Origin of the sequence: Streptomyces sp. NPDC060000, from assembly GCF_042737375.1 — a bacterium.
Lineage (GTDB): Bacteria > Actinomycetota > Actinomycetes > Streptomycetales > Streptomycetaceae > Streptomyces.
In genome coordinates this window covers 31,169-56,207 of record NZ_JBHWUU010000044.1, presented here as the reverse complement: position 1 = coordinate 56,207, position 25,039 = coordinate 31,169, and the positions used below count along the sequence as shown (strand labels likewise).

The 25,039-nt window shown below is 70.3% G+C and carries 20 protein-coding genes and 1 pseudogene; 8 read left to right on the top strand and 13 right to left on the bottom strand.

Annotation, left to right across the window (positions count from 1 at the left end; genetic code table 11):
• The 3 genes from ACFWBB_RS23050 to ACFWBB_RS23040 all read left to right on the top strand — a co-directional run.
• Nucleotides 1-264 (top strand): ATP-binding protein (locus ACFWBB_RS23050; RefSeq protein ID WP_385275499.1); only part of this gene is annotated, 264 nt, incomplete at its 5' end.
• Between the two features lie 301 nt (nucleotides 265-565).
• Nucleotides 566-1,774, top strand: a complete 1,209-nt coding sequence (locus ACFWBB_RS23045; RefSeq protein ID WP_385275496.1) for a sensor histidine kinase — start codon at nucleotides 566-568, stop codon at nucleotides 1,772-1,774.
• Nucleotides 1,775-1,826: 52 nt separating this feature from the next.
• A complete protein-coding gene (locus ACFWBB_RS23040; protein ID WP_385275493.1) occupies nucleotides 1,827-2,510 on the top strand; it encodes a response regulator in 684 nt (227 codons plus the stop codon).
• Nucleotides 2,511-2,824: 314 nt separating this feature from the next.
• Here the strand turns inward: ACFWBB_RS23040 and ACFWBB_RS23035 are convergent, their stop codons facing one another.
• From ACFWBB_RS23035 to ACFWBB_RS23015, 5 genes and pseudogenes are all read right to left on the bottom strand, one after another.
• Nucleotides 2,825-3,124: a hypothetical protein gene (locus tag ACFWBB_RS23035; RefSeq protein WP_385275490.1), complete on the bottom strand. Its 300-nt coding sequence runs from the start codon at nucleotides 3,122-3,124 to the stop codon at nucleotides 2,825-2,827.
• A 417-nt stretch (nucleotides 3,125-3,541) separates the two neighbouring features.
• Nucleotides 3,542-4,993, bottom strand: coding sequence for a HupE/UreJ family protein (locus ACFWBB_RS23030; RefSeq protein WP_385275487.1), 1,452 nt, complete (start codon nucleotides 4,991-4,993; stop codon nucleotides 3,542-3,544).
• On the bottom strand, nucleotides 4,990-6,270 hold the full coding sequence (locus ACFWBB_RS23025; protein WP_385275484.1) for a DUF3500 domain-containing protein: 1,281 nt from the start codon (nucleotides 6,268-6,270) through the stop codon (nucleotides 4,990-4,992). The genes ACFWBB_RS23030 and ACFWBB_RS23025 overlap by 4 nt, the downstream gene beginning before the upstream one ends.
• 293 nt (nucleotides 6,271-6,563) lie before the next feature.
• Nucleotides 6,564-6,902: pseudogene (locus ACFWBB_RS23020) on the bottom strand (alpha-glucosidase); the annotation flags it as partial.
• Nucleotides 6,877-7,389 (bottom strand): SRPBCC family protein, encoded by a 513-nt coding sequence (locus tag ACFWBB_RS23015; protein ID WP_385275480.1) that lies wholly within the window; start codon nucleotides 7,387-7,389, stop codon nucleotides 6,877-6,879. The gene ACFWBB_RS23015 and the pseudogene ACFWBB_RS23020, both read right to left, overlap by 26 nt.
• A gap of 132 nt (nucleotides 7,390-7,521) precedes the next feature.
• Between ACFWBB_RS23015 and ACFWBB_RS23010 the strand changes: the two genes are divergently transcribed.
• The 4 genes from ACFWBB_RS23010 (at nucleotide 7,522) to ACFWBB_RS22995 (ending at nucleotide 11,806) form a co-directional block, all read left to right on the top strand.
• Nucleotides 7,522-8,421, top strand: a complete 900-nt coding sequence (locus ACFWBB_RS23010) for a helix-turn-helix domain-containing protein (RefSeq protein WP_385275477.1) — start codon at nucleotides 7,522-7,524, stop codon at nucleotides 8,419-8,421.
• Nucleotides 8,422-8,632: 211 nt separating this feature from the next.
• Nucleotides 8,633-9,604: a hypothetical protein gene (locus ACFWBB_RS23005; RefSeq protein WP_385275474.1), complete on the top strand. Its 972-nt coding sequence runs from the start codon at nucleotides 8,633-8,635 to the stop codon at nucleotides 9,602-9,604.
• A gap of 653 nt (nucleotides 9,605-10,257) precedes the next feature.
• Nucleotides 10,258-10,902 (top strand): dihydrofolate reductase family protein, encoded by a 645-nt coding sequence (locus ACFWBB_RS23000; protein ID WP_385275471.1) that lies wholly within the window; start codon nucleotides 10,258-10,260, stop codon nucleotides 10,900-10,902.
• Nucleotides 10,903-11,398: 496 nt separating this feature from the next.
• Nucleotides 11,399-11,806, top strand: coding sequence for an amphi-Trp domain-containing protein (locus tag ACFWBB_RS22995; RefSeq protein WP_385275468.1), 408 nt, complete (start codon nucleotides 11,399-11,401; stop codon nucleotides 11,804-11,806).
• A gap of 357 nt (nucleotides 11,807-12,163) precedes the next feature.
• On the opposite strand, the gene ACFWBB_RS22990 is transcribed toward ACFWBB_RS22995, so the two are convergent.
• The 4 genes from ACFWBB_RS22990 to ACFWBB_RS22975 all read right to left on the bottom strand — a co-directional run bounded on the left by ACFWBB_RS22990 (nucleotide 12,164) and on the right by ACFWBB_RS22975 (nucleotide 19,222).
• Entirely contained in the window at nucleotides 12,164-13,579 is a 1,416-nt protein-coding gene (locus tag ACFWBB_RS22990; RefSeq protein WP_385275465.1) for an MFS transporter, read from the bottom strand.
• Between the two features lie 573 nt (nucleotides 13,580-14,152).
• Nucleotides 14,153-16,906: a bifunctional YncE family protein/alkaline phosphatase family protein gene (locus tag ACFWBB_RS22985; RefSeq protein WP_385275462.1), complete on the bottom strand. Its 2,754-nt coding sequence runs from the start codon at nucleotides 16,904-16,906 to the stop codon at nucleotides 14,153-14,155.
• Nucleotides 16,907-16,910: 4 nt separating this feature from the next.
• Nucleotides 16,911-18,266 carry an ABC transporter permease gene (locus ACFWBB_RS22980; RefSeq protein WP_385275459.1) on the bottom strand — a complete coding sequence of 452 codons (1,356 nt, stop codon included), beginning with the start codon at nucleotides 18,264-18,266 and terminating at the stop codon, nucleotides 16,911-16,913.
• Nucleotides 18,263-19,222, bottom strand: coding sequence for an ABC transporter ATP-binding protein (locus ACFWBB_RS22975; RefSeq protein WP_385275456.1), 960 nt, complete (start codon nucleotides 19,220-19,222; stop codon nucleotides 18,263-18,265). Before ACFWBB_RS22975 ends, ACFWBB_RS22980 begins: the two co-directional genes overlap by 4 nt.
• A gap of 534 nt (nucleotides 19,223-19,756) precedes the next feature.
• Between ACFWBB_RS22975 and ACFWBB_RS22970 the strand changes: the two genes are divergently transcribed.
• Nucleotides 19,757-20,269 (top strand): carboxymuconolactone decarboxylase family protein, encoded by a 513-nt coding sequence (locus tag ACFWBB_RS22970; protein WP_385275453.1) that lies wholly within the window; start codon nucleotides 19,757-19,759, stop codon nucleotides 20,267-20,269.
• Between the two features lie 180 nt (nucleotides 20,270-20,449).
• On the opposite strand, the gene ACFWBB_RS22965 is transcribed toward ACFWBB_RS22970, so the two are convergent.
• The 4 genes from ACFWBB_RS22965 to ACFWBB_RS22950 all read right to left on the bottom strand — a co-directional run bounded on the left by ACFWBB_RS22965 (nucleotide 20,450) and on the right by ACFWBB_RS22950 (nucleotide 24,877).
• Entirely contained in the window at nucleotides 20,450-21,484 is a 1,035-nt protein-coding gene (locus ACFWBB_RS22965) for a LacI family DNA-binding transcriptional regulator (protein ID WP_385275450.1), read from the bottom strand.
• A gap of 76 nt (nucleotides 21,485-21,560) precedes the next feature.
• Nucleotides 21,561-22,397, bottom strand: coding sequence for an ATP-binding cassette domain-containing protein (locus ACFWBB_RS22960; RefSeq protein WP_385275447.1), 837 nt, complete (start codon nucleotides 22,395-22,397; stop codon nucleotides 21,561-21,563).
• Nucleotides 22,394-23,389, bottom strand: a complete 996-nt coding sequence (locus ACFWBB_RS22955) for an ABC transporter permease (protein ID WP_385275444.1) — start codon at nucleotides 23,387-23,389, stop codon at nucleotides 22,394-22,396. The genes ACFWBB_RS22960 and ACFWBB_RS22955 overlap by 4 nt, the downstream gene beginning before the upstream one ends.
• A 471-nt stretch (nucleotides 23,390-23,860) precedes the next feature.
• Nucleotides 23,861-24,877 (bottom strand): sugar ABC transporter substrate-binding protein, encoded by a 1,017-nt coding sequence (locus ACFWBB_RS22950; RefSeq protein WP_385275441.1) that lies wholly within the window; start codon nucleotides 24,875-24,877, stop codon nucleotides 23,861-23,863.
• Nucleotides 24,878-25,039: the final 162 nt, after the last annotated feature.

The following is a 25,039-nucleotide window of genomic DNA, read 5'->3' as shown; positions in this document are numbered from 1 at the left end:
GAAGCTCTCACCAACGTCATGAAGCACGCGCCGGCGGCGAACGCGAGCGTCACGGTGCACTACGACGAGGCCGCGGTCCGCGTCCGGGTGGTCGATGACGGACAGGAGGCGATTCCCCTTGGCACCACCGCGGGGTCCGCCGGCCATGGTTTGATCGGGATGCGTGAGCGGGCCGGTATCTACGGCGGGACGGTGACCGCCGGCCCCGGCCCGCAGGGCGGGTTCGAAGTCGAGCTGACCGTTCCGGTGGCCCGCGACAGGTGAGGAAGCGTCTCGGCTCCCGGCCGGGCAGCCGCGAGGAAGGCGACACCATGCCTGTCCACCGTGCTCGTCGATTTGCGCGGAGATCCGCGACCACGAGTCGTCCAGGCTGACCTCCGGCGAGGGGAGCGCGCACATCAGCCCTGGCCGCTTGACGGCCGGCGGCTCCACGAGGACCACCCCGCAGGCTCAGTCGTCCAGCGAATGCCGGGAGCCTGCCCGGACCGGTTGCCGGTGTACAACCTGGGGTGTAGCTGTGGTGGAAAGCGGGGTGGAGCGATCGCTCGGGGCCTACGCTCGGACGATGTTCGCGCAGCGCACGTGGGGCGGGGCGGTTCGCCAGGCCTTCCCGCAGGTGGCAGACATCGTCTACGCGATGGTGTCGGTCGGCATCATGGGCACCATGCTGCGCAACTGGCCGAACTCGCAGGGCTACTGGCGGCAGACCGATGTATGGGCCTACGTGCTGCTCGCCCTGGTCTACCTTCCGCTCGCCGTACGCCGCCGGGCTCCCCTGACCGTGCTCGTCAGCACGGCGGCCTGCACGCTGTGCTATTTCACCCTGGGCTACTACCACGTGGTCGTCGTCTGCGGACTGGGCCTGGCGTTCTACACCGTCGCGGCGTTGTGCCCGCGCAGGGTCGTGGCGAAGTGCGCCGCGGGGTCGCTGCTCGTGCTGCTGTGGGGCACGCGGCTCGCCGAGCCCGGGATCGGCCCGCTCAGTGTGGTCTTCGTGACCGTGACGGTCGCCGTCCTGTGGGTGACCGGCGACCGGTCCCGCCGGCTCGCGGAGCGCGGCGAGCGCCTCGCGGTGCTCAGCGAGCAACTGCGCCTGGAGCAGGAGGAGAAGGCGCAGCGGGCCGTCATGGCCGAGCGCATGAGCATAGCCCGTGAACTGCACGACGTGGTGGCCCACCACGTGTCTGCGATCTCTGTGCAGACCGGCCTGGCCGGATATGTCTTCACCTCCGATCCGGGGACGGCCCGCGAGGCGCTGAAGACCATCGCGGGCAGCGCCCACGAGGCCATGGCGGAGATGCGCCGCATGCTGGTCGTGCTCAGAGAAGGGACCGAGCGCGCCCAGGAGGAGGAAGGAACGGGTGACCACAACGCGAGCCCCGGACTCGGGCGGCTGGACCAACTGGCCCGGCGCGTCGAAGCCGCGGGTGTCTCCGTCGAGGTCCGGATCACGGGCGCCCCGTTCGCGCTGCCGCCAGGCGTCGGCCTGTGCGTCTACCGGGTCATTCAGGAAGCTCTCACCAACGTCATGAAGCACGCGCCGGCGGCGAACGCGAGCGTCACGGTGCACTACGACGAGGCCGCGGTCCGCGTCCGGGTGGTCGACGACGGACAGAAGCCAGTTCTGGCCGGCACCACCGCGGGGTCCGCCGGCCATGGTTTGATCGGGATGCGTGAGCGGGCCGGCATCTACGGCGGGACGGTGACCGCCGGCCCCGGCCCGCAGGGCGGGTTCGAAGTCGAGCTGACCGTTCCGGTGGCCCGCGACAGGTGAGGAAGCGTCTCGGCTCCCGGCCGGGCAGCCGCGAGGAAGGCGGAAACCACGCATGCCCACAGTGCTCGTCGTAGACGACCAGTTCCTCATCCGCTCGGGACTCGTCGCACTCCTGCGGGCCGCACCGGGAGTCGACGTCATCGGCGAGGCGGAGGACGGAGAGGAGGCGATCGAGCTCGCAGCGAAATCCAGACCCGACGTCATCCTGATGGACATTCGGATGCCGGGCATCAGCGGGATCACCGCCACCGAGCGCATCCTTGCCCAGGCCGCGCCTCCGCTCCCCAAGATCCTCGTCCTGACCACCTTCGACCTCGACGAGTACGTCTACGGCGCGCTGAAGGTCGGCGCCTGCGGCTTCCTGCTCAAGGACACCCCACCGGACCGGCTGCTCGCCGCCATCGACACCGTGCACGCCGGCGACATGCTGTTCAGCGCCTCAGTGATCAAAGGGCTCATCGAGACCTACACCCTCCGTCCGGCCGCGTCCGAGGCGCGCTTCGGGCTGGACACGCTGACTCCCAGGGAGTTGGAAGTCCTCGGGCTGGTCGGGGCCGGAATGTCCAACTCCGACATCGCCCAGCGACTCGTGCTCAGCACGGCGACCATCAAGACACACGTCCACCGCTGCATGAGCAAGCTCACGCTGAACAGCCGGGCACAAGCGGTGGTCTTCGCGTACGAGACCGGACTGATCTCCCGCGGCCCCGCAGCCCGGGGCACGGACAACACCTGAGGCCTTGGAACCGCTATGTCGTCAAAGGCGCCCGGGAGCGACAAAAGAGCGTGACCGAGGCCGGGCCCTCGTGGCCTGGCACGGTGAGTGGGAGATAGTCCTCGACGCCATCGAAGCGGGGCCCGACGCCGTCTCATGGACGGCCTCCGATACGAGGGTGCCCCGTTCCGGCATTCGAGCTGCCGGGACGGGACTCTTCGCACTCTCCCTGACCAGGGCTCCGGCAGAGCTCCGGGCGTCCCCGGCCGTCAGCGCCGGGCGGCGTCTGACGCGCGGGCCGACACGCAGTCGGCTGCCCTACTGCTGGCCCACACCTACGCCGGGCTTCCGCCCCAGACACGCGGGCTGGCGAGTGAGGAGTTGTAGCTCGTGCAGTATGCGTAGGACGTCGTCCCGGAAGCGGCAGTGGCGCCAATCGCGTACTGGTTGTTTTTGCACTTCGCGAACCCGTTGAAGGCGCTGCCGGTGCACCTGATCCCCGCCGTGTTGCCGTCGTCGAACACCTTCACGCACGTGAAAGCGGACGCGGCGGCGGAGGCGCTGTTCGCCGTGACCGCGAGGCCGGAGCCGGCCAAGGCCAGGATGGCGAACGTACTCATGAGCTGTCGCTTCATTCCTAGTTCCCTTCAGTTCCCGGATGCAGGGGAGCCCGTCCCCCAGCGGCGGTTCGGTTGCCCGCCCGGGGCGACGTTGTCCGGGTACATGGAAAACTAGCTGGCAGGACTGTTCCCTCTCGCCCAACCAGGGGTTGAACTGCGCCTGCAACCAGGGTGGTTGCCGGTGTGCAACCACGGGTGTAGCTGTGGTTGCACACCGGGTGGAGTGATTGCTCCTGGCCTACGTTCACCAAGAGCTACGGCGCGAAGATCACCGACGATCGGGAGGAGCTGCTGGTGTTCTACGACTTTCCGGCAGGACCCCTATGGTCGCGGCCGGGGGAATGTCCTGGTTCTCCACCCTGGAGACCGACAAGGGACCGCGAGGACGGGAACCAACCGACAGGGACCGCGCAAGACCGACCCCGGACGGCTCTACGTCGCCGCTGAGCCGGCGGTATCCGCCGACTGGTCCCGAACGTACGGCTCACACGTTGTCGCTGCGTGTCGCCCTTCGCACTCGGGGCATGTCGCTGCGGGGGGCTCGGCTGTTCCGGGCCGTGCTTTCCGGCGGGTGGCCAGCGTCCAGGCGGTGGCGGTGAGTGCGGTCACCGTGAGGACGGTCAGCAACAGCGTGGTGTGGGATCCGGCGCTGTCGGCGGCCCGGGCGACGGGGTTGGGCAGGCCGAGGCGGTCGGCCAGCCAGCCGACGGCCGCCGTGCCGGTGAGCCCCGCGCCGGTCAGCCGCAGCGCGGGCTGGATGCGCAGGCGCGCGAGGACCAGCAGTGAGGGCAGGGCGAGGCAGACCAGCAGGAGCTGGACCAGCTCGATGCCGAGGTTGAAGCCGAGCAGGCTGGTGACGAGCTGCCCGGTGGACAGCTGCATCTCGGCCAGGACGAAGGAGAACGCCATGCCGTGGCCGAGCCCGAAGAGCCCGGCCACGAGCGCCTCCTTGCCCGGGAAGAGGGGGCGGACGGCGTGGATCGCGCCGACGAGGATGCTCGCGGCGATGAACGCCTCGACCGGTCGGCCGGGGATGTCCAGGCGGCCGAGGGCGGTGGCGGTCAGCGCGACGGAGTGCCCCGCGGTGAAGGCGAGCGTGATGCCCCCGATCCGGCGGAGCGCGGACCGGGCGCCGACCAGGCTGTCCCAGCGCCGTCCGGTGGCCGCGAGCGGCGCGGGCAGGAGCAGGATCAGCAGGAACAGCAGGTGGTCGGTGCCGGTGAGGATGTGGTCGCCGCCCAGCTTCACCATGGCGAGGAAGCCGCGCCAGGCGCTGCCGTCGTCGAGGTCGACCTTGAGGGCCGGGACGGTCATGGTCCGGGTGTCGATCCGGATGGTGCCGACCTGGGTGGTGCCCTTGCCGTCGACCTGCCCGGTGGACCAGTCCTGACGTATCGTCACCAAAGCTGTGTGCGTGACGACTTGGTGGACTATGACGTCGTAGCCGAAGGTGAAGTGGCGTACGTCGGTGCCGGCCGGCGGGGTCAGTACGGCCTCTGCGACCAGCTCCCGGTAGGGGCCGGTGGAGGTCTGCTCGGTGTTGCTGAGGCTGAGGCTGCCCACGCTGACCTGCCAGGCCTTGCCCTGGGAGGTGGTCGGGCGGATGTGCTTGGCGAGATAGGTCCGGATGGCCTTGGCCTTCCCGGACAGCGTGGCCTGGGTGGCGTTGCTCAGATCTGTCCCGCTGGCCCGGGAGAAGTCGTCGGTCGGCAGTTCCAGACGGGCACTCACCGAGGCCCGGTACACGTCGAGCTCCACCACCGAGTGCGGCATCGGATGCGCGGCGGCCGGCGACGCCCCTGCGAGGAGCGCCGCCGGTACCACGATCGCGATTCCGGCCACCAGACGCAGTGCTGCGGTCAGCCAGTTTCGCGGTCGGGTCATGAGAAGGAGAACTCGCTGCCGTAGTCGCGGGTGTGGTCCCGGTACACGGTGTGGTAGTGCACCTTGCCCTGGTAGACGAAGCCGTTCTGGCAGACGAACTCGACCCACACGCTGGGGCCGTCGATGCGGACGTAGTCGCCCTGGGTGTCCAGGCCCGTGCCGCCGGAGTAGGCGACGAAGGTCTCGTCGAGCTCACGCGCGTACGTCTTCGTGAGCTGCTTGGCGGTGGCGTCGTCCACGTCGGCGATCCACGGGTGGATCGCCTCCAGGACCAGCTTCTTCTGCTTGGGCGACAGCGAGCTGGCCTTGATGCCTTCCTTGGTCGCCGGGAACTGGCCGTCCTCGCCCGGGCCCAGCAGCACGTCGCTGAAGGACTGGGACAGCTTGGCCTTGGCCAACTGCTCCGTGCTGAGGCTGCTGGTCAGCTTGAGCAGGCCGTCGCGGAAGTTCGCCAGCGGCTCGTACGTGGTGCCGTCCTCCGCGGTCCAGCTGGTGGGCTCGACGCCGGTGAAGAACGGGCTGGCGCCGGACACCTTGCCGTCCTTGTAGGTGATGTTCACGGCGAGGTGGTGGCCGCCGAAGTGCAGCTGCCAGGTGCCGTCCGCCGACGGGGTGCCCAGGAACGCCATGAAGTAGATGTCACTGCCGTACCCGCCACCGCCGGCACCGCCACCGGGGGCGCCGGACGGCGGAGCGCCCGTCGGGGCGTCGGTGGCAGTGGCGCTCGGGTCGGCAGAGGCGGTGGCCGACGGGTCGGCCGAGGCGGAGGGGTCGGCCGAGGTGCTGCCCGAGGGCGCGGAGGGACCGGAGCCGGAGCTCTCCGCCGAGGCCAGCTGGTCGTCGGCCAGGAGGGTCTGCAGGACGTGTTCGTAGCCGGTGTCCTTGCCGGTCCCCAGGGCCACCTTCAGCACGTTCTTCAGGGCGGTCAGCTGCGCGTCGCTCAGCGAGCCGGTCTGGATGCCCGGCCGGCAGGACGAGCCGCATGGCAGGTTCGACCACGAGGTCGCGTTCGCCTGGGAGAAGTCCAGGACCGTCGCCGCCTGCTGGTCGGCGTCCAGCGTGTTCAGGAACGCGTTGGCGGCGCTGACCACGGCGGCGACCCCGCCGGCCTTCTTGTTGACCGGGTAGTGGACGCCGGCCTTCTTCGCGTCGCCCGTGGTCGTCGCCGCGTTGGCCGCCACGAAACCGCCACCGACGAGGACGACACCGGCGGCGACGCCGGCTATCCCTCGCCAGGTCCGGCGGCTACGCGCCTGACGTGTTCTTTCTTTGCTCACGAACAGCTCCCTGAAGGCAAGAGTGGGGGACGGTGCGCCGACTCGGAGAGCGGCACCGTCCAGGACACGCGCGTGATGGCAGAGAACTATCAGCAACATTGTTGACACCTCAATGCGTGAGCCTCGGAGCGCGTCCCATTTGGATGGCGCACGCCGCATATTGAGGAGAAACACTGGGCTGGTTGACAGGTTGCGCTTATCGCGGCTTCAGCAGCCGAGAAGGACTCGCGGCGGGAGAAGACCGTCGTCCCGACCTCCGCTCCACCGGTTCGGCTCTGCCGCGACCTGGCCATGGAAGACCAGGGGAGGGGGACGCGGCGGCCGTCGCGACCTCGGATCGTGTGCCCGGAGCGTTCCCGGGTGGGGTCCTGAAGCGCGGACCCGGGGGAGGCCTTCGACCTCGTACAGGCCGGGTTCCTCGCCCTGGTAGATGTACGCGCCTCCAGGGAGGGCCAGCTCAGCAGGGCTGCCGCTCGGGCCCGGCGGGTGCCGAGGGTGAGGTCGGTGGGGTGGCCCTGGTCGCGCAGCGGGGTCGTGACGCCGGTGTGGGCGCGGCCGTAGCGGGTGACGTGGCGGCGGCGTCGTGTCGGAGACGGGTCCGAGTTGTCAGCGAGTGCGGTGGCCGGCGATCCACTCTGCCAGGGCGAGCAGAGTGGACTCCGCGCTGGCGGCCATGTGGTCCCGCAACGAATGGACGTCCTGGAGGGTGTCGCCCAGGACCGGATCAGTGCGCAGCAACTGCCAGGACTGCTGGACGACGCTGCCCCTGCCCCGCTCGTGGAAGTGCCAGTCCCAGCGCACGATGCCGTCGTCGGCCCCGCCGACGATGAAGGCGAACGCCATGCCCGGATCAGCCCGCACCACCTCGGAGTGGGTGACCCATTCGCGCCCGTCCCGGCGGTTGCGGCCGTTGAACCGGGCGCCGACCCATGGACCGTCGCCCGGCGCGTAGCTCACCCCGGCGGCGCTCGGACTCCACGTCTCGATCAGTGACACGTCGCTGATGAGGTTGTAGACAACGTCCGGCGTGGCGTCGACCCAGCACAGCCGGGTGAAGGTGAAGGGAGTGACGTCGAGCCCGGCCAGCGCGTGCCGGGGGTCGGAGGTGGTGGCGCTCATGGATTCTCCCGGAAAGCGGTGAAGAGGAACGCGGCCCATCCTGGAGACCGGAGCCGGGCCGAGCCAGACCCTGCCGGTCCCTACCCCAGCGGGGTGAGGCGCGGGTCGTCGGCGGTACGCATACTCGGTTCCATGAACAAGCACGGGCACCTCGCCGACTTCCTCCAGGCACGCCGTAGCCAACTGCGTCCCCAGGACGTCGGGTTGGAGACCTACGGCGAACGGCGCCGGGTGCCTGGGCTGCGGCGGGAGGAGCTCGCGATGCTCGCAGGCATCAGCGCGCCCTACTACACCCGCCTGGAGCAGGGCCAGTCACGCAACGCCTCGCGCGAGGTGCTCGACGCGGTGGCGAGCGCCCTGCGACTGGACGAGTCCGAGCGTGCCCATCTGCACACACTGGCCCGTGCACCAAGAAGGTCCGGGACGACCGGCCGGCCGCCTGTCGAACGTGTCACCCCGACAACGCTCGCCTTGCTGGCGGCCATGGAAGGCACACCCGCAGTCGTCGTCGGCCGCCGCAGCGATGTCCTGGCCTGGAACCGGCCGGGTCACGGACTGTTCGCGGGTCATCTCGATCCGGACGGTCCCGACGACCCGCGCCGACGGCCGAACATGGCCAGGCTGGTGTTCCTCGACGCGCACACCCGTGAGCTGTACACCGATTGGCCTGCCAAGGCCCGCGCCGTGGTGGGCAATCTGCGCCTGACGGCCGGCCGCTTCCCGGACGATCCGCTGCTTGCCGGACTGATTGGCGAACTGACCATGCGCAGCCCGGAGTTCGCCACGATGTGGGCCGATCACCGGATCCTGGCCTGCGATGTCGCCGACTACGAAATGCGCCACCCGCTGGTGGGGACACTGGCAGTCACCCAGCAGACACTGCAGAGCCCGCAAGGATCCGGACCGTCCCTGGTGGTGGCTACGGCCGCCCCCGGCTCCCCGTCGGCGGCAGCCTTGACCCTGCTCGCCCACACCACCGCACCGCGGGAATCGACCCAGCCGCGCCCCGGCGCCGAAACCCGCGTCCCCTGACCCGAGCCCTCGTCGCCCGGCGCGTGGGTATCCGCCGGGACAGCCCGCTGCCGGGCCGTTCCTCTCGCCGGAACGCTCGGCCGGGAAACCTCGCCACATGTAACGCTCCCGCGCCCGTCGGCCGGCATCACGATCACGGCCGCCCCCTCAGCACCTCTCGCCCACGGCACCGCACCGCGGCTGCCGCATGCCCGAAAACAGTGAAGGAACCATGTCCAAGCGAAGCATCAAACTGATCATGTCAGCAGTCGTGGTGGCCGCGGCCGCCTTTACAGCGGCTGTGCCTGCCGACGCGGCGTCCGCCAGAGGACCGCTGGCAGATGTGCGGATCGCCACCCACTTCGACCTGTCCGCGGGCCAGATGCCCGAGAACATCACCCTGTTGCCCGACGGCACGGCGGATGTCACCTTCGCGGCCAGCCGCCAGGTGGCTCAGGTCAGCCCCCGGGGCGCGACGCGTGTCCTGGCGACGCTGCCCGCGCCCGCCGACGGCGGAGCCGGCACACCGGTCCTCGGCTTCCCCCTGGCCACCGGCATCGTCCATACCTCGGACGGCACCGTCTACGTGCTGTACGCGACCGGCACGGCCGACCTGACGGGGTTGTGGCGGCTGCGCCCCGCACAGCCGCCGCAGCGCATCGCCGCACTGCCCGCGGGCGGCCTGCCCAACGGGCTGGCACTGGACGAGCGCAGCGAACAGCTCTACATCACCGACTCGGTACTCGGCACCGTATGGACCGTCCCCGTCACCGGCGGCACACCCACCGCGTGGTCCACCGCCCCTGAACTCGCCTCGACCGGCTTCCTCGGAGCCAACGGCGCGAAAGTACACCGAGGCGCGCTGTGGGTGACCAACCTCGACCAGGGCACACTGCTGCGCATTCCGATCCGTTCGGGAAACCGGGCGGGAGCACCGCAGGTCAAGGCATCGGGCATGGTCAGTATCGACGATTTCACCTTCACCGGCCGCGGGGACGAGATCCTCGCCGCCCTCAACGCCCCCAACAAGGTGGTGCGCATCCGGCCCGACGGCACCAGCACCACCGTTCTGGACGCCACCGACGGACTTCAGAATCCCACCTCCGTCGCGCTGCGCGGTAACGACGTATACGTACTCAGCGCCGCCTACACCACGGCCACCGACCCCAATCTCCTGCGCGCCCGCCTGAGCGGCCACCGGTAGGACCCGGCCCGATACGAGTAGAGGAGCCCGGCCCGACCGTATGCCCGTGCCGGCCGATTCCTGCCGGTACGGGCATACCGCGGCTCGGCTGATGTGGACAGGTGCGGCACGCGGCGGAGCGTCGGCGCCGTGAGCGGCAGTGCAGACGGAGAATGCTCGCGGGCGGACGGGACTTCGCCGTGCAGCCGGGCGACTTCGCCCGGCCGACCGAGGGCACGGCCGCTTGCGAGCCCGGGGAACGCGCCGCCCTCCGCGCCGCCCGTGGCAAAGGCCCGCCGAGGCCCGAGGCCCGCCCCACCCGGTCCCGCCGCTGGAACCCGCCGACGGGGACACCCCACCCCTACCGGTCGCGGGCCGGGCTGGCGACAGGGCGGTGCCGAGGACCTCGGGCGTCACCGCCCCGGCGCAGTGGGTCGAACGTCCGCGCGCCTACGTGCCGGCCTGCGTAAGTCGGCCTTGAGGCTCCGCTTTCGAGTACCGGGGCGGAGCCTCTGCGCGTTGCGGCGGAACCGACCGCGGGACAGGGTGGTGACCGATGCACCGGGCGAGGCGGTCGACGAGTACGAAGCCGGGTGCCGTCGCAGCGATGAGTCTGCCGGCGCCCACAGGTCCACCTTCCCGACCGGGACGACCAACTCATCGGGAGCGGGACAATGGGCCTCATCCACATCGAGCTGTTCGCAACCCTCGACCTCGTCGGGCAGGCGCCCGGCGGTCCCGACGAGGACCCGGTGGGGTTCCCGTTCGGCGGCTGGCAGGCACCCCTGCTCGACGAGGTCACCGGGGCGCAGGTCGCTGCCGCGTACGAGGGCACGGACGCCCTCCTGCTCGGCCGGCGGACCTATGACATCTTCGCCGCCTACTGGCCGCACCAGGGAGGCGGCGAGGACAACGAGATCGCCACGCTCTTCAACAGCGTCCCGAAGTACGTGGCCTCCCGCGGCAGGCCCGACCTCTCGTGGGCCGGGTCCACGCGGCTCGGCCCGGATCTGGCCGACGCGGTGCGCGAGATCCGTGAGCGGCACGAGCATGTGAAGGTCGTCGGGAGCCTGAACCTGGTGCAGACCCTCCTGCGCGAGAAGCTCTTCGACCGACTCGACCTCTGGGTGCACCCGATCGTGCTCGGCGTCGGCAAGAAGGTGTTCGACGGTGGCGCGGTGCCCACGAACGTCACGCTCCTCGAACCGCCCGTAGCCGGTCCGAAGGGCACCGTGCGCCTGCGCTACGGGCTCGCCGACGGCACGCCCGGCACGGGGGACATGAGCGCACCCGATCGCGGTGCCGGGCGCGACGCCTGAAGCCGCCCCGCGCCGGGCCCGAGGCCAGTCATCCCGTTCCGCGATCCGGCGATCCGGCAGGTGGAGGAGGACGTAGGCGGGGCCGCCCTCCTGGACACACCCTCCTGGACACACCTTCCTGGACGCACCGGGAGATGGTGCTCCAGTTGGCGCGTGAACGGTTCGCGGTCCTGAATCCGGCCACACGGCCGGCCCCGCGTCGGAGGCGTTGCCACCCACGCCCGGTGCGCACGGCGGTGGCGCTCTTCGGCTCTGCGGTGCTCGCCCGCGTCGACGACAGGATCCTGGCCGACCGGGACCGCCCGAGGATCGATGTCGACGGCCCGGGAGGAGACCGACCGGGTCTTTGCCGCATCGGTGAGGCGGTGTCGCCGCCCGGTTCAGGACCGGCGGTGCGGGTGCGGGCGCTTCGCCCGGCCATCCATGCGGATGTCCGATCCCGTACATGGCCGCAGAATTGGCGTTACAGCCTGTTTGTCCGGAATCGGAGGCGTCCATGAGGGATCTCAAGTTCGAGCAGAAGAGTTCGCTGTCCCGCCTGGAGGCGGCTGACCGGCTCACGGCACTCGCCACCGCGCTGAGGGAAGGCGGGGATGCCGAAGTGGAACTCGGCGCCGGGACGCTGAGTCTGCGCATTCCCGAGGACCTTCGCACCGAGATCGAGGTCGAGATCGGTGGCGGGGAGATCGAGCTGGAGATCGAGTTCAAGTGGCCGACCGCATCGACCCGGACCGCACCCACCCGGACGGCGGCATCGCGGACGGCCGAGGGCAAGGACACGGACACGGACACGGACGCGGCCACGGCCACGAGGCGGAAGACCGCGCAGGCGGAGCCCGGTCGAAGCGGCACGGCGACCAGCAGGAGCAAGAACGCGAAGCGGACTGCCGCGAAGACGTCCTGAGTCGTGCCCGGGACGGGACCCGGGCTGACCGTCACGCCCTGTCGCCGCGGACGCGCGTCGCCCCTCGCGGCGGCCTGCCGGCGCGACGAACAGGGCCGGCGCGACAGACAGGGCCGCCACCACCCGGGCCGACCGGGCGGCCCGGGCGGCCCGGTCGGCGGCAGAGTGCCCGCGGTCCCCGGACCGGATCAGACCGGACCAGACCCGGACCCCGGACCGGATCAGACCGGATCAGACCGGATCGCATCGGATCGGGGCTGACCCGCAGCCCGCATGAACCTCGCCCACCGTGGTACCTCGCCCACCGTGGGCTGGACACACCTCACGTGGGCTGGGCACACGTCACGCGGAGACAGCTCACGTGGGTTCGTGCGACGGGGAAGGAGTGGTGTTCGACGCCAGGCTCCGGGGGAGGAACACCGCGGCGGCGAGACCGCCGAGCCCGAGGACCGCCAGTGTGATCATCGCGGCGCCGTAGGCATGGGTGGTGAGGCCGGCGACGAGGATGGTGCCGGCGATCGCGGTGCCGAGCGAGGAACCGAGGTTGGACACGCTGCGGGACAGCCCCGAGATCTCGCCCTGCCGCTCGTCGGGGAAGCTCGACTGCACCACGTTGACCGACGGGGTCAGACTCAGACCGAGTCCCAGGCCGATCAGCAGCAGTCCGGGCGCGAAGGCCCAGGGGCTCGGAGAGCCGCTCGCCAGGGCCAGCAGGACGCCGATTCCGGCGATCGTCACGACGAAGCCCGTCACGATGAGGGTGCGCTGTGGCCACCGCTTCGCCAGGCGTTCGGCCGGCAGGGACGACGTGAGCAGGCCGAGCGTGGCGGCCGTGAAGATCACGCCGGTCTGGATCGCGTCGTATCCGCGTACCACCTGGAGATAGGTCGCGACGACGAACGACGTCCCCATGAGCAGCAGCCACTGGATGTTCTGCGTGACGAGGCCGAGGTTGGAGGTGCGGTTGCGGAACAGGCTCGTCGACAGGAGCGGCTCCTGGCCCGCCTTCTCCTTGGCACGTGCCGATCGGAAGAACCACAGCAGTACGAGCGCACCGAGGACGATCAGGCCGATCATCAGCCAGACGTTGTTGTCGGCTGCCAGGATCCCCATGACGATGAGGATGAGGCCGACGGCCGAGAGGACCGCTCCGGCGGTGTCGAAGTGGCGCGTGGGATCCGGTGGCAGGGGGTCCCTGATCCGGCGGCTCAGGATGATGATCGATGCGATCACCAGGGCCTGGAACACGAAGGCGGCCCGCCAGCTGATGGCGGACGTGATGAGTCCTCCGAGGAGCGGTCCCGCGGCCGCGCCGATTCCTCCCAGCGCCATGACGGCCCCGAACGCGCGGGCACGTGAGGTCACTTCCGTGAAGAGGAGCGTCGTGAGGATGTAGACGGGCGGGATGAGCAGCGCCGTGCCGACACCTTCGAGGATCGAGTTGCCGAGGATGAGGACGCCCAGGCCCGGGGCGGCCGCGCTCAGCAGGGCGCCGACGCCGTACACGGCGAGACCGGCCAGGAAGCACCGCTTGCGGCCGTAGCGGTCGGTGACCTTGCCGCCCGGGATCATCAGCGCCGCCATGACCAGGAGGAAGATCGTGATCGCGAGCTGCACTCCCTGCACGGTCGTGTCCAGGTCCTCGCTGATGTCGTTGATCATCACGTTCATGTTCGAGCCGGCGAAGCTGCAGATGAACTGGGCCAGGGCGAGTGGGACCAGCACGCCGCGCGTCGCACCGGACGGGCGTCCCGAGGTATCCGCTTCAGCCACCGGAGCTGTTCCCTTCTTCCTCGTCGCGCTGCTCACCACCCGTCGATCGGGCCCTCGGACGACGCCGGCGCGGCAGTCCGGAGGTCGCCGACCATCCCGCGATCGGCGACAGGCGGGCTGGCGAGCAGGCGGGCAGGCGTTCACGGAAGGCTCCCTCGCCCGACGGAGCGGACCGCTTCAGCGTCCTGCCGTCCCCTGTCCGATCCCGCGACGACCCCCGAGCGACCGGGTCCCACCGGGCCCGGGCCGTCACCTCGGTCTCCTGCCACAAGAGTGCGCCGCGGCTGGGCGCATCGCACTCCGGACAGGGAGGCCGTTCGGGACGCGCAGGGCCGTCCCGGCTTCGTCCCGGGCGCCCCTGGAGTGGTTCTTCCGACGCGACGACCGGTTGGGGCGACGGCAGCGCGCGGTCGGGCGGGGCCGGTCCTGCCCGCCCGCCGACCACGTTCAGGAAATCGTCCGGACCCGGGCGCATCGCGCATCGTGCGGGGCGTGGGGCGTGGGGCGTGGATCGGAACGGCCCCCTGGCCGGCGTCGACGCCGGCCAGGGGGCCCTGTGGTGATCGGCGGGGGTCAGCCGTCGGACTCCGGCGACGGGAGGTAGGCGCCCGGCACGTCGTTCGGCGCGTAGATCTTGCTGTCGCCCGGGTAGGGCTTGTTCCAGTTGTGCGTCTCGTACCACGTGAGGCGGTTCATCTGGACGGGGTTCGCGTAGTCGGGCACGGCGTCGGGGCCGGTCAGCCGCTGGTGCGACTCCCAGGTCTTCCACTGCGCCGCGACCTTCTGCCTGTCCGCCGGCACCTTCTTCGTCGTCGGCGCGGGCACCGCGTCGGGATCCTGCGGGGCCGGGACGTCCGCGCCGCACGAGGGCTGGGTGCTCAGCCCGTCGGTCAGCGAGGTCCGGTTGGCCACCGCCTTGAACGGCGCGTCGTCCGCCTTCCTGGTGAAGGCCCCGGACATCGGGGTGGCCGCGCTGTCCTTCTGGTTCATCGGGTGGATCCCGAGGATCTGCTCGACGGTGCGGATCATCGTGATCTGCGAGTAGTAGTGGTTGTCGACCTTGCCGCGCTGAGCCCAGGGACTGATGATCTGGACCGGGGAGCGGTGGCCGTCGACATGGTCGAGACCGGCCTGGGAATCGTCCTCGACGACGAAGATCGCCGAGTCCTTCCAGTACGTGCTGTGCGAGATCTCGTCGACCATCCTGCCGACCGCGAGGTCGTTGTCCGCGACCTCGGCGGCCGGGCTCGCCGGGCCACCGGTGTGGTCGTTGGAGAACCAGAACATGTTCAGGTTCGCCGGACCGTTCTTCTCGAAGTCCTGCTTCCAGATCTGGTACTTGTAGACGTCCGGGACGGTGAGGTCGAACAGCGGGAAACCGGGCACCGACACCTCGTTGAGCGAGGGGATCGCCGAGCCTGTCCGGATGGGGTAGGCGGTGTCCTGTCCCGTCGCGTCCATGTTCTTGGCGTCGCAGTACAGGTTCTGCCAGGTCGCACCGGACGGCTTGCTCTCGATCGACTGGAACTCGCCGAAGTCCTTGACCGACTTGCCGGCCGCCTGCGCACCGGTCCAGAGGAAACCGGACTTCTGGTGGCCGAGCGCATCGTCCTCGGTGTCGTAACTGCGCGCGTACTCACCGGCCGAGGACTCGGTGTACTCCGGGTCGTCGGCCTGCATCAGCCAGTTGTGGCCCTCGGCCGAGTTCGTGCCGATGTCGTAGAAGTTGTCGTACAGCCCGAACTGCTCGGCCAGTGCGTGCTGGTTCGGCGTCACGTTCTCGCCGAACTGGGTGAGCGAAGGGTCGCCGTCGCCCTGCGGCAGGTCACCGAGGACCTGGTCGTAGGTCCGGTTCTCCTTGACGAGCAGGAAGACGTGCTTGATCGTCGAGGGGTCGCCGAGCCGCGCCGGGACCGGCGCAGACCGGGCGCGGCTCTTGCCCCTGGCCGAGGTGACCGAGCCGGGCGTCCAGCCGTTCTGCCGGAAGACCCTGGCCGTCTGAGCCCGGATGACACTGTCGTCCGGCAGCGTGAACTGCGTCAGGCTCGACGTCGTGTCGTGGGTGCCGTGGCCGGCGCTGTCGGGGCGGCGGGCGTCGATGCCACGGGTGTGGGAGATCACCACCTTCCCGCCCACGGCTGTGATCTCGGCGGGGAAGTAGTCCGTGGGGAGCAGGCCGATGTAACTGGCGGGCTCCTGGGCGGACTTGTACCGGTAGACGGCGACCGCGTCGGCGCGGCCCAGCGTCACCAGCAGATGACCGTCGTCGGTGAGCGTCACCGCGTCGGGCTCGTAGCCGACCGACGCCTCCGGCCACGGCTGGGTGGCGATGGTCTGGACGACCTCGTCCTTGCGGGTGTCGATGACCGACACGTTGTTGTCGGCGGTGTTGGTGACGAACACCGCGCCCTTCCTGGCGTACACCGCGGTCGGGTGCAGACCGACGTCGATGCTCCTGACGGCGGCGGACGGGTTCGCCAGGTCGATGACGCCGACCGTGCCGGTGGTGGTCGCGCCGGTCTTCGGGTCGGCCGGCACCTGGGTGCCGTAGGAGTTCATCGTGGTGTCGCCGGCCCTGGCCGGACGCCCGCCCTCGTTGCCGACGTAGAGCTTGTTCCCGGCCAGGGCGATACCGCGGGGGGCGTTGCCCACGGCCCAGCTCTGCCTGACGGTCCCGGTCGCCGCGTCGATGGCGACCACCCGGTTCTGGCCGTTGACCGCGGAGTACACGGTGGAGCCGTCGGCCGAGAACACGGCCGCGCCCACGAGGGCGTGCTTGGAGCCGTCGGCCGGAATGGGGACGGCCGTCGGGTGGGAGAGGGTGCCGTCCGCGTTCACGGTGAACCTGGTGTAGCCGTTGCTCTGGCCCAGCCACAGCTGCGAGCCGTCGGGCGAGTACGTCGGGCCCTCCTGCCCGACGGCACCGCTGCCGATCTTCAGGTCGTCCGCCGAGGAGGTGCCGACGCGCTGCTTCACCTCTCCGGTCTTGAGGTCCATGACGACCAGGGACGCGTCACCGTCGGTGATCGAGGCGGCGAGATGGCCGCCGTCCGGACTGACCGAGGACGACATGATCTTGCCGTCGTCGATGAGGGTGCGGCTGCCGTACGGCTTGATGTACTGGTCGCTGGAGACGACCTGGCCGTCGGCGGTGCTCTGGCCGACCTGCTCGGTGCCGAACCGGTGCGTCGAGGCGACCGCGGTGCCCGTGACGCCGAGGGCGACCGCGATGCCCGCCGTCACCAGCGTGGTCCGGCGGCCGACGCGTCTGCCGAAGAGGCTGACCCACTGCTTCTCCCTGACCCGGCGCTGCCGTGTTACCTGCATGGAACTATCCCTCCGAGGTGGTGTCGAGCAGTTCGACGCTGCCGTCGATCTGCCAGAGCGGGTTGGGGGCGTCCTCGGTCGAAGTCCGCACCAGGAAGTAGCCGTTGACTTCCTTCGGACCGTCGCCGTCGGCCACGAACCGCCCGTCCGAGCCGATGTCGAGCTGGTAGACGGCGGTCCCCGCGACCGGGACGCCGGGGAGACGCCAGGTCACGACGCAACGCCAGTCGTTGCCCGGCCCCTCCTGGGCGCCTCGGCCGGCGCTCTTGGTGCACGCCGCCGTGGCCCGCAGCTGCGCCTCGGTGACGGCGGGACGGTGGAGCTGCTCGGTCTGCAGGCGGTAGAGGTGGGCGAATGCCGTGGCGAGGGACCGCTGTACCTTGTCCTGCCGGATTCCCGAGCCCATGGACGGTGTCGTCACGGCGACGACCGTGACCGTGAGGGCGAACAGTCCGACCAGCGGCAGGAGTCCGAGGGCGATCGCGCGGTGCCCCGAGCCGTCGTAGGTGGCGTTGGTGAAGTCGCGCCGCAGGAACAGCAGTCGGGCCAGCGCGGTCGCGGAGACCGCCCAGGTCAGGCTGACAGCGATGCCGATCAGGAGCGGGCCGATCTGCGCCGGGCCGGTGAACAGGCCGTTCCAGGCGATGAAGGCATGACCGGGCAGGGCGAGGCGCAGGGCGACGGGCAGCGGCAGCATCTGGGCGACCTGCATCGCGAGCGCGACGAGCGCGGGCAGCAGCAGCCCCATCGGGGACCGTCCGAGCGCGACCGACCCGAGGAACCCGATCGCGGCGAGGGCCAGGGTCGGGGCGAGCACGCAGGCCCAGGCGAGGAAGACCCTCCCGGCGGCGTCCGCCGGCGCCAGCAGGTGGCCGTCGAGGCCGACCAGCGGCCGGTTGCCGACCGTCACGATCCCGCCGAGCGTGCCGGAACAGGCCAGCCCGGTCACGAGCAGCAGGATGACGCTGAGGCCGGCCAGTACCTTCGCCGCGAAGATCCGCCGAGGCGACCGGACCGCGACGAGCAGATGGCGCCAGGTGCCGAGCCGGTCCTCGGAGGCGAACACGTCGCCCGCGACCACCGAGGTCAGCAGCGGGAGCGCCCAGGTTCCCGCGAAACCGAGGATCACCAGCGGTCCGGCCCACCCCGTGGCGTGCATCCAGCGGCCGAAGAGGGTGTCGGAGGGGAGCGTGCTCTGCTCGCTCACCGCGGCGACGAACAGCGCCGGCGTGATCCAGCAGGCCAGGACGAGCAACCGGATCCGCCACTGCGAGAGCAGCTTGACCAGCTCGAAGCGGTAGCCGCGCACCACCGTGACCCGGCGGGCGGTGGCGCGGTCGAGGGCCATGGCCGCGGTCATCCGCCGTCCTCCCGCCGCTCGGTGAGGGCGAGGAAGGCTGCCTCCAGCGGCGACACCACCGGGGCGAGCTCGCGCACCGCGATGCCCGCCCGGACGAGTCGCACCACCAGTTCGTCGAGAGCGGGCACCAGGGCGCGTACGACGAGCCGTCCCTCGAAGGCCCCGTGCCGGGACCCGGCGTCGTCGACGAGGTGGATGCCGGCCGTGTCGGAGGCCACCCGGCGGGCGGCCTCGGCGTCGGAGGTGAGCAACCGGTAGCCCAGCTCACGGTTCTCGGCGGCCAGCTTGCTCAACGGTCCGGAGAACACCACCCGTCCGGTCGCGAGGATCGTGACCTCGGAGCACAGGGCCTCCAGGTCGTCCATCCGATGACTCGAGAGCACGACGCTGGTCCCGTCGGCCGCGAGTCTTTCGAGGACGCCGTGTACGTGCCTTTTGCCGGCCGGGTCGAGACCGTTGGAAGGCTCGTCGAGCACGAGCAGCCGGGGCTTGGTGAGCAGGGCGGCGGCGAGCCCGAGCCGCTGACGCATTCCCAGGGAGAAGCCGCGGGTCCGGTCGTCGGCGACATCGGTGAGCCCGACCTGGTCGAGCACGTCGTCGATTCCCGTCACCCGCGCCTCTGTCCGCGCGTCGTTGCCGCGGAGGGCGGCCAGGGCGGCGAGGTTCTGCCTGGCGGTGAGCGAGGGGTAGAGCCCCGGCCCGTCCACGAAGCCGGCCACACCGTCGGGAGCGGCGAGGGTCCGGCCGGTCGGCGTACCCAGGATTTCCAGCCGGCCGCTGTCGGCGACGGCCAGACCCAGCAGGAGGCCGAGCAACGTCGTCTTGCCGGCGCCGTTCGGGCCCACCAGGCCGTGTATCTGACCCTGCATCACGTCAAGGTCGATTCCGTCGAGTGCGACGACGTCACCAAAGCATTTGCCGATCCCGCGAGCCCGGACTGAAAGGAGTGTGTCCATGGGTCCCTTCTCTCGAAGCCTTCAGGGACCTTAGGGACTGCATAAAGCGCTCACAGGAACGGTGAATTGAACGTTGCTGGAACGGGAGAAGATCCGGCCGCGGCTGGGCCGGTGACCTGCTGAAATGATCCGCACCTTTGCACGTCTGGATCGCGGGGAGATCGCTCCGTCGCATATCCGCAACCGCGGACGACGTCACCGCCCTGATCCTTGTCAGGGCAAGGCGACGGCAAATTCGAGTACATGGATCAGTCGGCAGAGAGCCAGGACTGGGCAAAGCCCGGACGGAGATGGTCCGTTCGAACTACCGTGCCGAAGTTCGGCGCGCCGGACGCATGGAGCGTGCGTGCGCGGCGCACTGTGCGGGTGCCGCGGAGGGCGGCGTCCACGGCGCCCCGCGCGGGGGGTCGCGCAAGCGCCGAGCGGCCGACCGCGGTGAGGTCCTCGCGGTGCTCCGTGTCCTCGCGGCACAGTGGGAAGGTACCGATCCCATCCGGAAGTTGGGCCGATCCGCCCCGGACGAAGGAGTCCACCATGGAGTACCCCGACCTGTCGGACCTGCCGGCGGAACTGCGGGATGCCGTCGTCGAACGCGGGTCGCTCAACGTCTACCGCATGATCATGCACTCGCCCGGACTCGCCCCCGGCCTCCTGAAGATGAGTGACGCGATCTTCCAGAACAACTCGCTCCCGGACCAGTGGCGCGAGCTCGCCATCGTGCGCGTCGGCCACGCCCACCGGGCGCCGTACGAGGTCCACCACCACCAGAACCTCAGCCGTCTGGTCGGCCTGAGCCAGGCCGCGATCGCCGCCGCAGCGACCGGTTCCACGGAGGGGCTGCCGCAGGAGGAGGCGTTGATCCTCCGCTGCACGGACCGTCTGCTAGCCCGGCACACCCTGAGCGACACCGAGCGCGCGGAAGCGCTGGAGTTCCTGACCGTGAATCAGCTCGCCGACCTCGTCATCACGGTCGGCTTCTACCAGCTCGTCACCAACTTCCTCAACACCTTCGACGTGACGACCGACGGCGAGACCGACCCGTACTGAGCCACCACGGAGCCGCCTCCCCCGCCCGAAAGCCCCGGCGCGGGCGGGCGGGGTCGAGTGCTGGTCACCGCCCCGACCGAGCGGGTGACCGGCGCGGGCACGAATGGCTGCCCGCTCCCGTATCCGGGATACCCCGGCGCGGGACGGCCGGTCGTCAGGCCGACCTCCCCGGCCCAGCGCTCAGGCCTCCTGGAGGAGTGCAGGGACGGGGAGTTCGCCCGAGCCTCGGACGATCAGGCGGGTGGGGACGGTGATGGTGCGGGTTCGGGTGCGGTCGCCGTCGAGTCGGGTCAGGGCGGTGGTCGCGGCGGCTCTGCCGAGTTCTTCCGGGTCCTGGGCGACGACGGTCAGGGCCGGTTCGAGTGCCTCGGCCAGCGATACGTCGTCGAAGGCGACGACGGCCACCTGCTTGCGCCTGCTGCGGGCCAGTTCGGCGACTATCCCCAGCGCCATGATGTTGTTGCCGGCGAAGAGGGCGGTGGGAGGATCGGCCAGGCCGAGGAGCTGGGCGGTCGCGGCCTCGGCGCCCCGCTGGTCGTGGGCGTTGGTGACGAGCGCGCGGTCCTGGGGGATGCCGGCCGCCTCCAGCGCCGAGCGGTAGCCGGCCAGCCGTTCGCGCCGGGTGTACAGCTTCGGGGGCAGGTCGCCGACGAAGCCGATGCGCCGGTGGCCGTGGGCGACGAGGTGGGCGACGCCGTCGTGGGCTCCGGCGCGGTTGGAGCTGACGATGCTGTCCGTCAGCAGGCCGACTCCGGGGCGGTCCAGGAAGATCACGGGTAGTCCCGCCGTGCGGTGGGACCTGAGGTGGGTGTGGTCGGCGCCGACGGACGGGACGACCATCAGGATGCTGACCCGGCGGGCGAGGAACTTGTCCGTCAGGGCGCGTTCGCGCTCGGGGTCGTCCGCGGAGGAGCCCATGAGCAGGGTCAGTCCGCGCTCGCGGACGGTGTCCTCGATGGCGCGGGCCACGGCTCCGAAGAAGGGGTTGGCGAGGTCGGGAATGACCAGGCCGATGGTGGTGTCCGGGCCGCCGACGCGGATGTTGCGGGCCATGAGGTTCGGCTGGAAGCCGAGCTTGGCCACTGCGGCCAGTACCTGTTCCCTGGTCTGCGCGGAGGCGGGCCCGTCCTCGTTGAGGACCCGGGAGACCGTCTTGGCGCTGACGCCGACTTCTCGGGCGACGTCGGCCAGGGTAGGGCGGCGGTTCGCTGCCATGGAGGAAACCGTCTCCTGAGGGCTCTCGGTTCCGGCCGCGGCCTCGGCCGGAATCCGCGAGAGCGGGTTCGTGCTGTCAGGTGGCCTGGACTCCGGCGGCCTTCGCGGCCTCCGAGTCCGCTACGACAGTATCTCCGGCCTCGTCCACGGTGAGAGCGCCGGTCATGATGGCGACGACCTCGGCCATGGAGTAGTCGGAGGGCTTGATCACGGCGGCGCGCCGGCCGAGGCGGTGCACGTGGATCCGGTCGGCGATCTCGAAGACGTGGGGCATGTTGTGGCTGATCAGAACGACCGGCATGCCCTTGTCCCGGACGCGCCGGATCAGGTCGAGAACCTGGCCGGACTCCTTGACGCCCAGGGCGGCGGTGGGTTCGTCCATGACGACGACGCTGCTGGCCCAGGCGACGGAGCGGGCGACCGCCACGGCCTGGCGCTGTCCGCCGGAGAGCGTCTCCACCGACTGTGTCAGCGAGCGCAGGCCGATCTTCAGGTCGGCCATGTGCTCGGCCGCCTCCTGGCGCATGCGCTTCTTGTCCAGCATGCGGAAGACACTGCCGAGGACGCCGGGGCGGCGCAGCTCCCGGCCGAGGAACATGTTCGAGGCGATGTCCATCGAGGCGGCCACGGCGAGGTCCTGATACACCGTCTCGATGCCGTGGGCGCGGGCGCTCTGCGGACCGGAGAAGGTGATGGGTTCACCGTTGAGCCGTATCTCCCCCGCGTCGGGGACCACCGCGCCGGTGAGGGCCTTGATCAGGCTGGTCTTGCCGGCGCCGTTGTCGCCGATGACGGCGAGGACCTCGCCGGGGAGCAGGTCGAAGTCGGCGCCGTCGATGGCGGTGACCTGGCCGTACCGCTTGACCAGGCCGCGGGCCTGCAGAACGGGCGTGAGGGCGGTGGTGGCGGTCATCGGGCCTTCCTCCGGGAGATCTGGTCGACGGTCACCGCGAGGATCACCAGGACGCCGGTGATCAGGGTCTGGTAGATGGAGGCGACGCCCATCAGCTGGAGTCCGTTGCGGAACACACCGACGATGAGGACACCGATGAAGGTGCCCAGGACCGAGCCGCGGCCACCGAACAGGCTCGTGCCGCCGAGGACCACGGCGGTGATGCTGTCGAGGTTGTCGGTCTGCCCGGCCTGGGGATCGCCGACCCCGGTGCGGGAGATGAGCAGCAGGGCGGCGATGCCGTACAGCAGACCGGCCACGGTGTAGATGCCGATGGTGAGGCGGGAGGTACGGATGCCGTTCAGCCGGGCCGCCTCGGCGCTGTTGCCCAGGGCGTAGACGTGCCGGCCCCAGCCGGTGCTGCTCAGCGCGTAGGCGAGGAGGAGGAACAGGGCGATGGTGACCAGGGAGCCGTAGGTGATGTCGGTGTGGCCGAGGGGGAAGGTCTCCCCGAGGGCGGTCAGCGAGCCGGGCAGGCTGGTGACCGTCTGCTCCTCGGAGTAGATGTGGGTCAGCGCGAACGCCACGTTGAGCATGCCGAGGGTCACGATGAACGGAGGCAGCGGGATCTTCTGCACCAGCAGCCCGTTGAGCAGGCCGAAGCCGCCGCAGACGACCAGGCCCAGCGTGATCGCGACGAGCGGCGGGACGGAGCCCTCGGCCGCCATCTTGGCGATCACGATGCTGCCGAACGCCATCACCGCCCCGCACGACAGGTCGATCCCCGCCGTCAGGATGATCAGGGTCTGTCCGATGGCGAGGGTGCCCACGACCATGACCTGCTGCACGATCAGCGAGAAGTTCCCGCCGGTCAGGAACTGGTCGGTCGAGAAGGAGAAGAAGGCGCAGGCCAGGAGGAGGGCGACCAGGGGTCCGGTGGTCGGCGCCGTGAGCAGTCTGCGGGCCGTGGTCGGTGCTTTGAGCTCCGAGTACGGCGTGGTCGTGGCTGTCATGCGAAATCCTTGTCGGAAGACAGATGTCCTTGTCGGGGGCGGAAGCGGTACTCCCTGCCGACGGGGGCGAGGGCATGAGCTCCCGCCGTCGGCGACGGGAGCCCAGCCCGGTAGCCGGGCGGCGGGGGAAAGCCGAGCCCCCCAACCGGACGGCGGGAGGAGCCGATCCCCGCAACCGGACGGCGGGAGCCGAGCCCCGCAACCGATAACGGGAGCCGAAGTCGTCGTCGTCCGGGGCGGGCGCCGAAGTCCCTGCCGTGCGGGGACGGGAGCCGTGGCCCTCGCGCCCCGGGGGCGGGAACCGTAGCCCTCGCGTCCCGAGGGCGGGAGCCGAAGTCCTCGCCCCCCAAGGCGACGGCGTCAGGTCCGTCGCCGGGACGAGGGGGCGGTCGTTCCCCGTCGGGGGAGGGCTGGGGTGACCGCCCCGCCGAGGGGAGTGGCGGTGTCGTGTTCACGGTCCCAGGGGGCGGCTCAGCCCCAGCAGTTCTCCAGGCCGTAGCCGGTGTCCTTCGAGGTGACCCCGTCCTGCGCCTTGTCGGTGATCAGCGTGACGCCCGTGTCGGTGTAGCCGGACGCCTTCTTGCCGTCCTTGGCGTACGTCACGACGGCCTTCACGCCCTCGGCGGCCATCTTCAGCGGGTACTGCTGCGAAGTCGCGGCGATCTTGCCGTCCTTGACGGCCTGGGTGCCGGTGCAGCCGCCGTCGACGGAGACGATCAGGACGTCCTTCTCCCGGCCCTTGGCCTTCAGCGCGGTGTACGCACCGAGGGCCGCCGGTTCGTTGATGGTGTAGACGACGTTGATCCCGGGCGACTTCTGCAGACAGTTCTCCATCGCGGTCTGGCCCTTGGCCTGGTCGCCGCCGGTGTCCTGGGCGCACACGACGTCCTTTTCGGTGGCGCCGAAGCCCTTCAGGAAACCGTTGTGCCGCTGGACGCCGACGGAGACGCCCGGCGCCAGGTCGAGGGCGGCGATCTTCGCCGTCTTGCCCTTCATGGCAGCCTTGGCGTACTCGCCGATCAGCTGGCCGGCCTTGAGGTTGTCGGTGGCGAAAAGGGCGTCGACCGCGCTCTCCGGCTCGGTCGGGGTGTCCAGCGCGATGACCAGAACACCCTTGGCGCGGGCCTTCTGGATCGCGGGCACGATCGCCTTGGAGTCGCTCGGGGTGATCAGGATGCCCTTCACCCCGGCGGCGACCATGTTCTCGATCGCGGTGACCTGCCCGGCGTTGTCCCCGTCGAACTTCCCTGCCGCGGTGGACAGTTGGGCACCGTTCTCCTTGGCCGCCTTCTCCGCGCCCTCCTTCATCTTCACGAAGAACGGGTTGGTGTCGGTCTTGGTGATCAGACCGACCTTGACCTCGTCCGAGCCGGAGCTCGAGGAGCCCGAGCCGGAGCCGGAACCGCAGGCCGTCAGGGTGAGGGCCGCGACGCCCGTGACCGCGGCGGCTCTGAGGAGGGACGAGGACAGACGAGTGGTGCGAGACATGATCGACTCCTGTGGGATAGCGAGCGGCACGGGGTTGGGATCAGAGCGTGCTGCCCGGGGTGTCATCGTTGACTTATGTCATCGTTGACACTGCCTGGCCAGGATGATGGACTCCGGATCCCGGCAACGTCAATGCCTTCCACCCGTCACAAATCGGCAACG

What these genes read in the sequence shown, in the direction of transcription:
- ACFWBB_RS23035 (WP_385275490.1), bottom strand. Translation starts at nt 3,124, where the DNA reads ATGAAGCGACAGCTCATGAGTACGTTCGCCATCCTGGCCTTGGCCGGC.
- ACFWBB_RS22950 (WP_385275441.1), bottom strand. Translation starts at nt 24,877, where the DNA reads ATGTCTCGCACCACTCGTCTGTCCTCGTCCCTCCTCAGAGCCGCCGCG.
- ACFWBB_RS23030 (WP_385275487.1), bottom strand. Translation starts at nt 4,993, where the DNA reads ATGACCCGACCGCGAAACTGGCTGACCGCAGCACTGCGTCTGGTGGCC.
- ACFWBB_RS23045 (WP_385275496.1), top strand. Translation starts at nt 566, where the DNA reads ATGTTCGCGCAGCGCACGTGGGGCGGGGCGGTTCGCCAGGCCTTCCCG.
- ACFWBB_RS22970 (WP_385275453.1), top strand. Translation starts at nt 19,757, where the DNA reads ATGGAGTACCCCGACCTGTCGGACCTGCCGGCGGAACTGCGGGATGCC.
- ACFWBB_RS22975 (WP_385275456.1), bottom strand. Translation starts at nt 19,222, where the DNA reads ATGGACACACTCCTTTCAGTCCGGGCTCGCGGGATCGGCAAATGCTTT.
- ACFWBB_RS22955 (WP_385275444.1), bottom strand. Translation starts at nt 23,389, where the DNA reads ATGACAGCCACGACCACGCCGTACTCGGAGCTCAAAGCACCGACCACG.
- ACFWBB_RS23000 (WP_385275471.1), top strand. Translation starts at nt 10,258, where the DNA reads ATGGGCCTCATCCACATCGAGCTGTTCGCAACCCTCGACCTCGTCGGG.
- ACFWBB_RS23040 (WP_385275493.1), top strand. Translation starts at nt 1,827, where the DNA reads ATGCCCACAGTGCTCGTCGTAGACGACCAGTTCCTCATCCGCTCGGGA.
- ACFWBB_RS22985 (WP_385275462.1), bottom strand. Translation starts at nt 16,906, where the DNA reads ATGCAGGTAACACGGCAGCGCCGGGTCAGGGAGAAGCAGTGGGTCAGC.
- ACFWBB_RS23005 (WP_385275474.1), top strand. Translation starts at nt 8,633, where the DNA reads ATGTCCAAGCGAAGCATCAAACTGATCATGTCAGCAGTCGTGGTGGCC.
- ACFWBB_RS23010 (WP_385275477.1), top strand. Translation starts at nt 7,522, where the DNA reads ATGAACAAGCACGGGCACCTCGCCGACTTCCTCCAGGCACGCCGTAGC.
- ACFWBB_RS22965 (WP_385275450.1), bottom strand. Translation starts at nt 21,484, where the DNA reads ATGGCAGCGAACCGCCGCCCTACCCTGGCCGACGTCGCCCGAGAAGTC.
- ACFWBB_RS22995 (WP_385275468.1), top strand. Translation starts at nt 11,399, where the DNA reads ATGAGGGATCTCAAGTTCGAGCAGAAGAGTTCGCTGTCCCGCCTGGAG.
- ACFWBB_RS22960 (WP_385275447.1), bottom strand. Translation starts at nt 22,397, where the DNA reads ATGACCGCCACCACCGCCCTCACGCCCGTTCTGCAGGCCCGCGGCCTG.
- ACFWBB_RS23015 (WP_385275480.1), bottom strand. Translation starts at nt 7,389, where the DNA reads ATGAGCGCCACCACCTCCGACCCCCGGCACGCGCTGGCCGGGCTCGAC.
- ACFWBB_RS22980 (WP_385275459.1), bottom strand. Translation starts at nt 18,266, where the DNA reads ATGACCGCGGCCATGGCCCTCGACCGCGCCACCGCCCGCCGGGTCACG.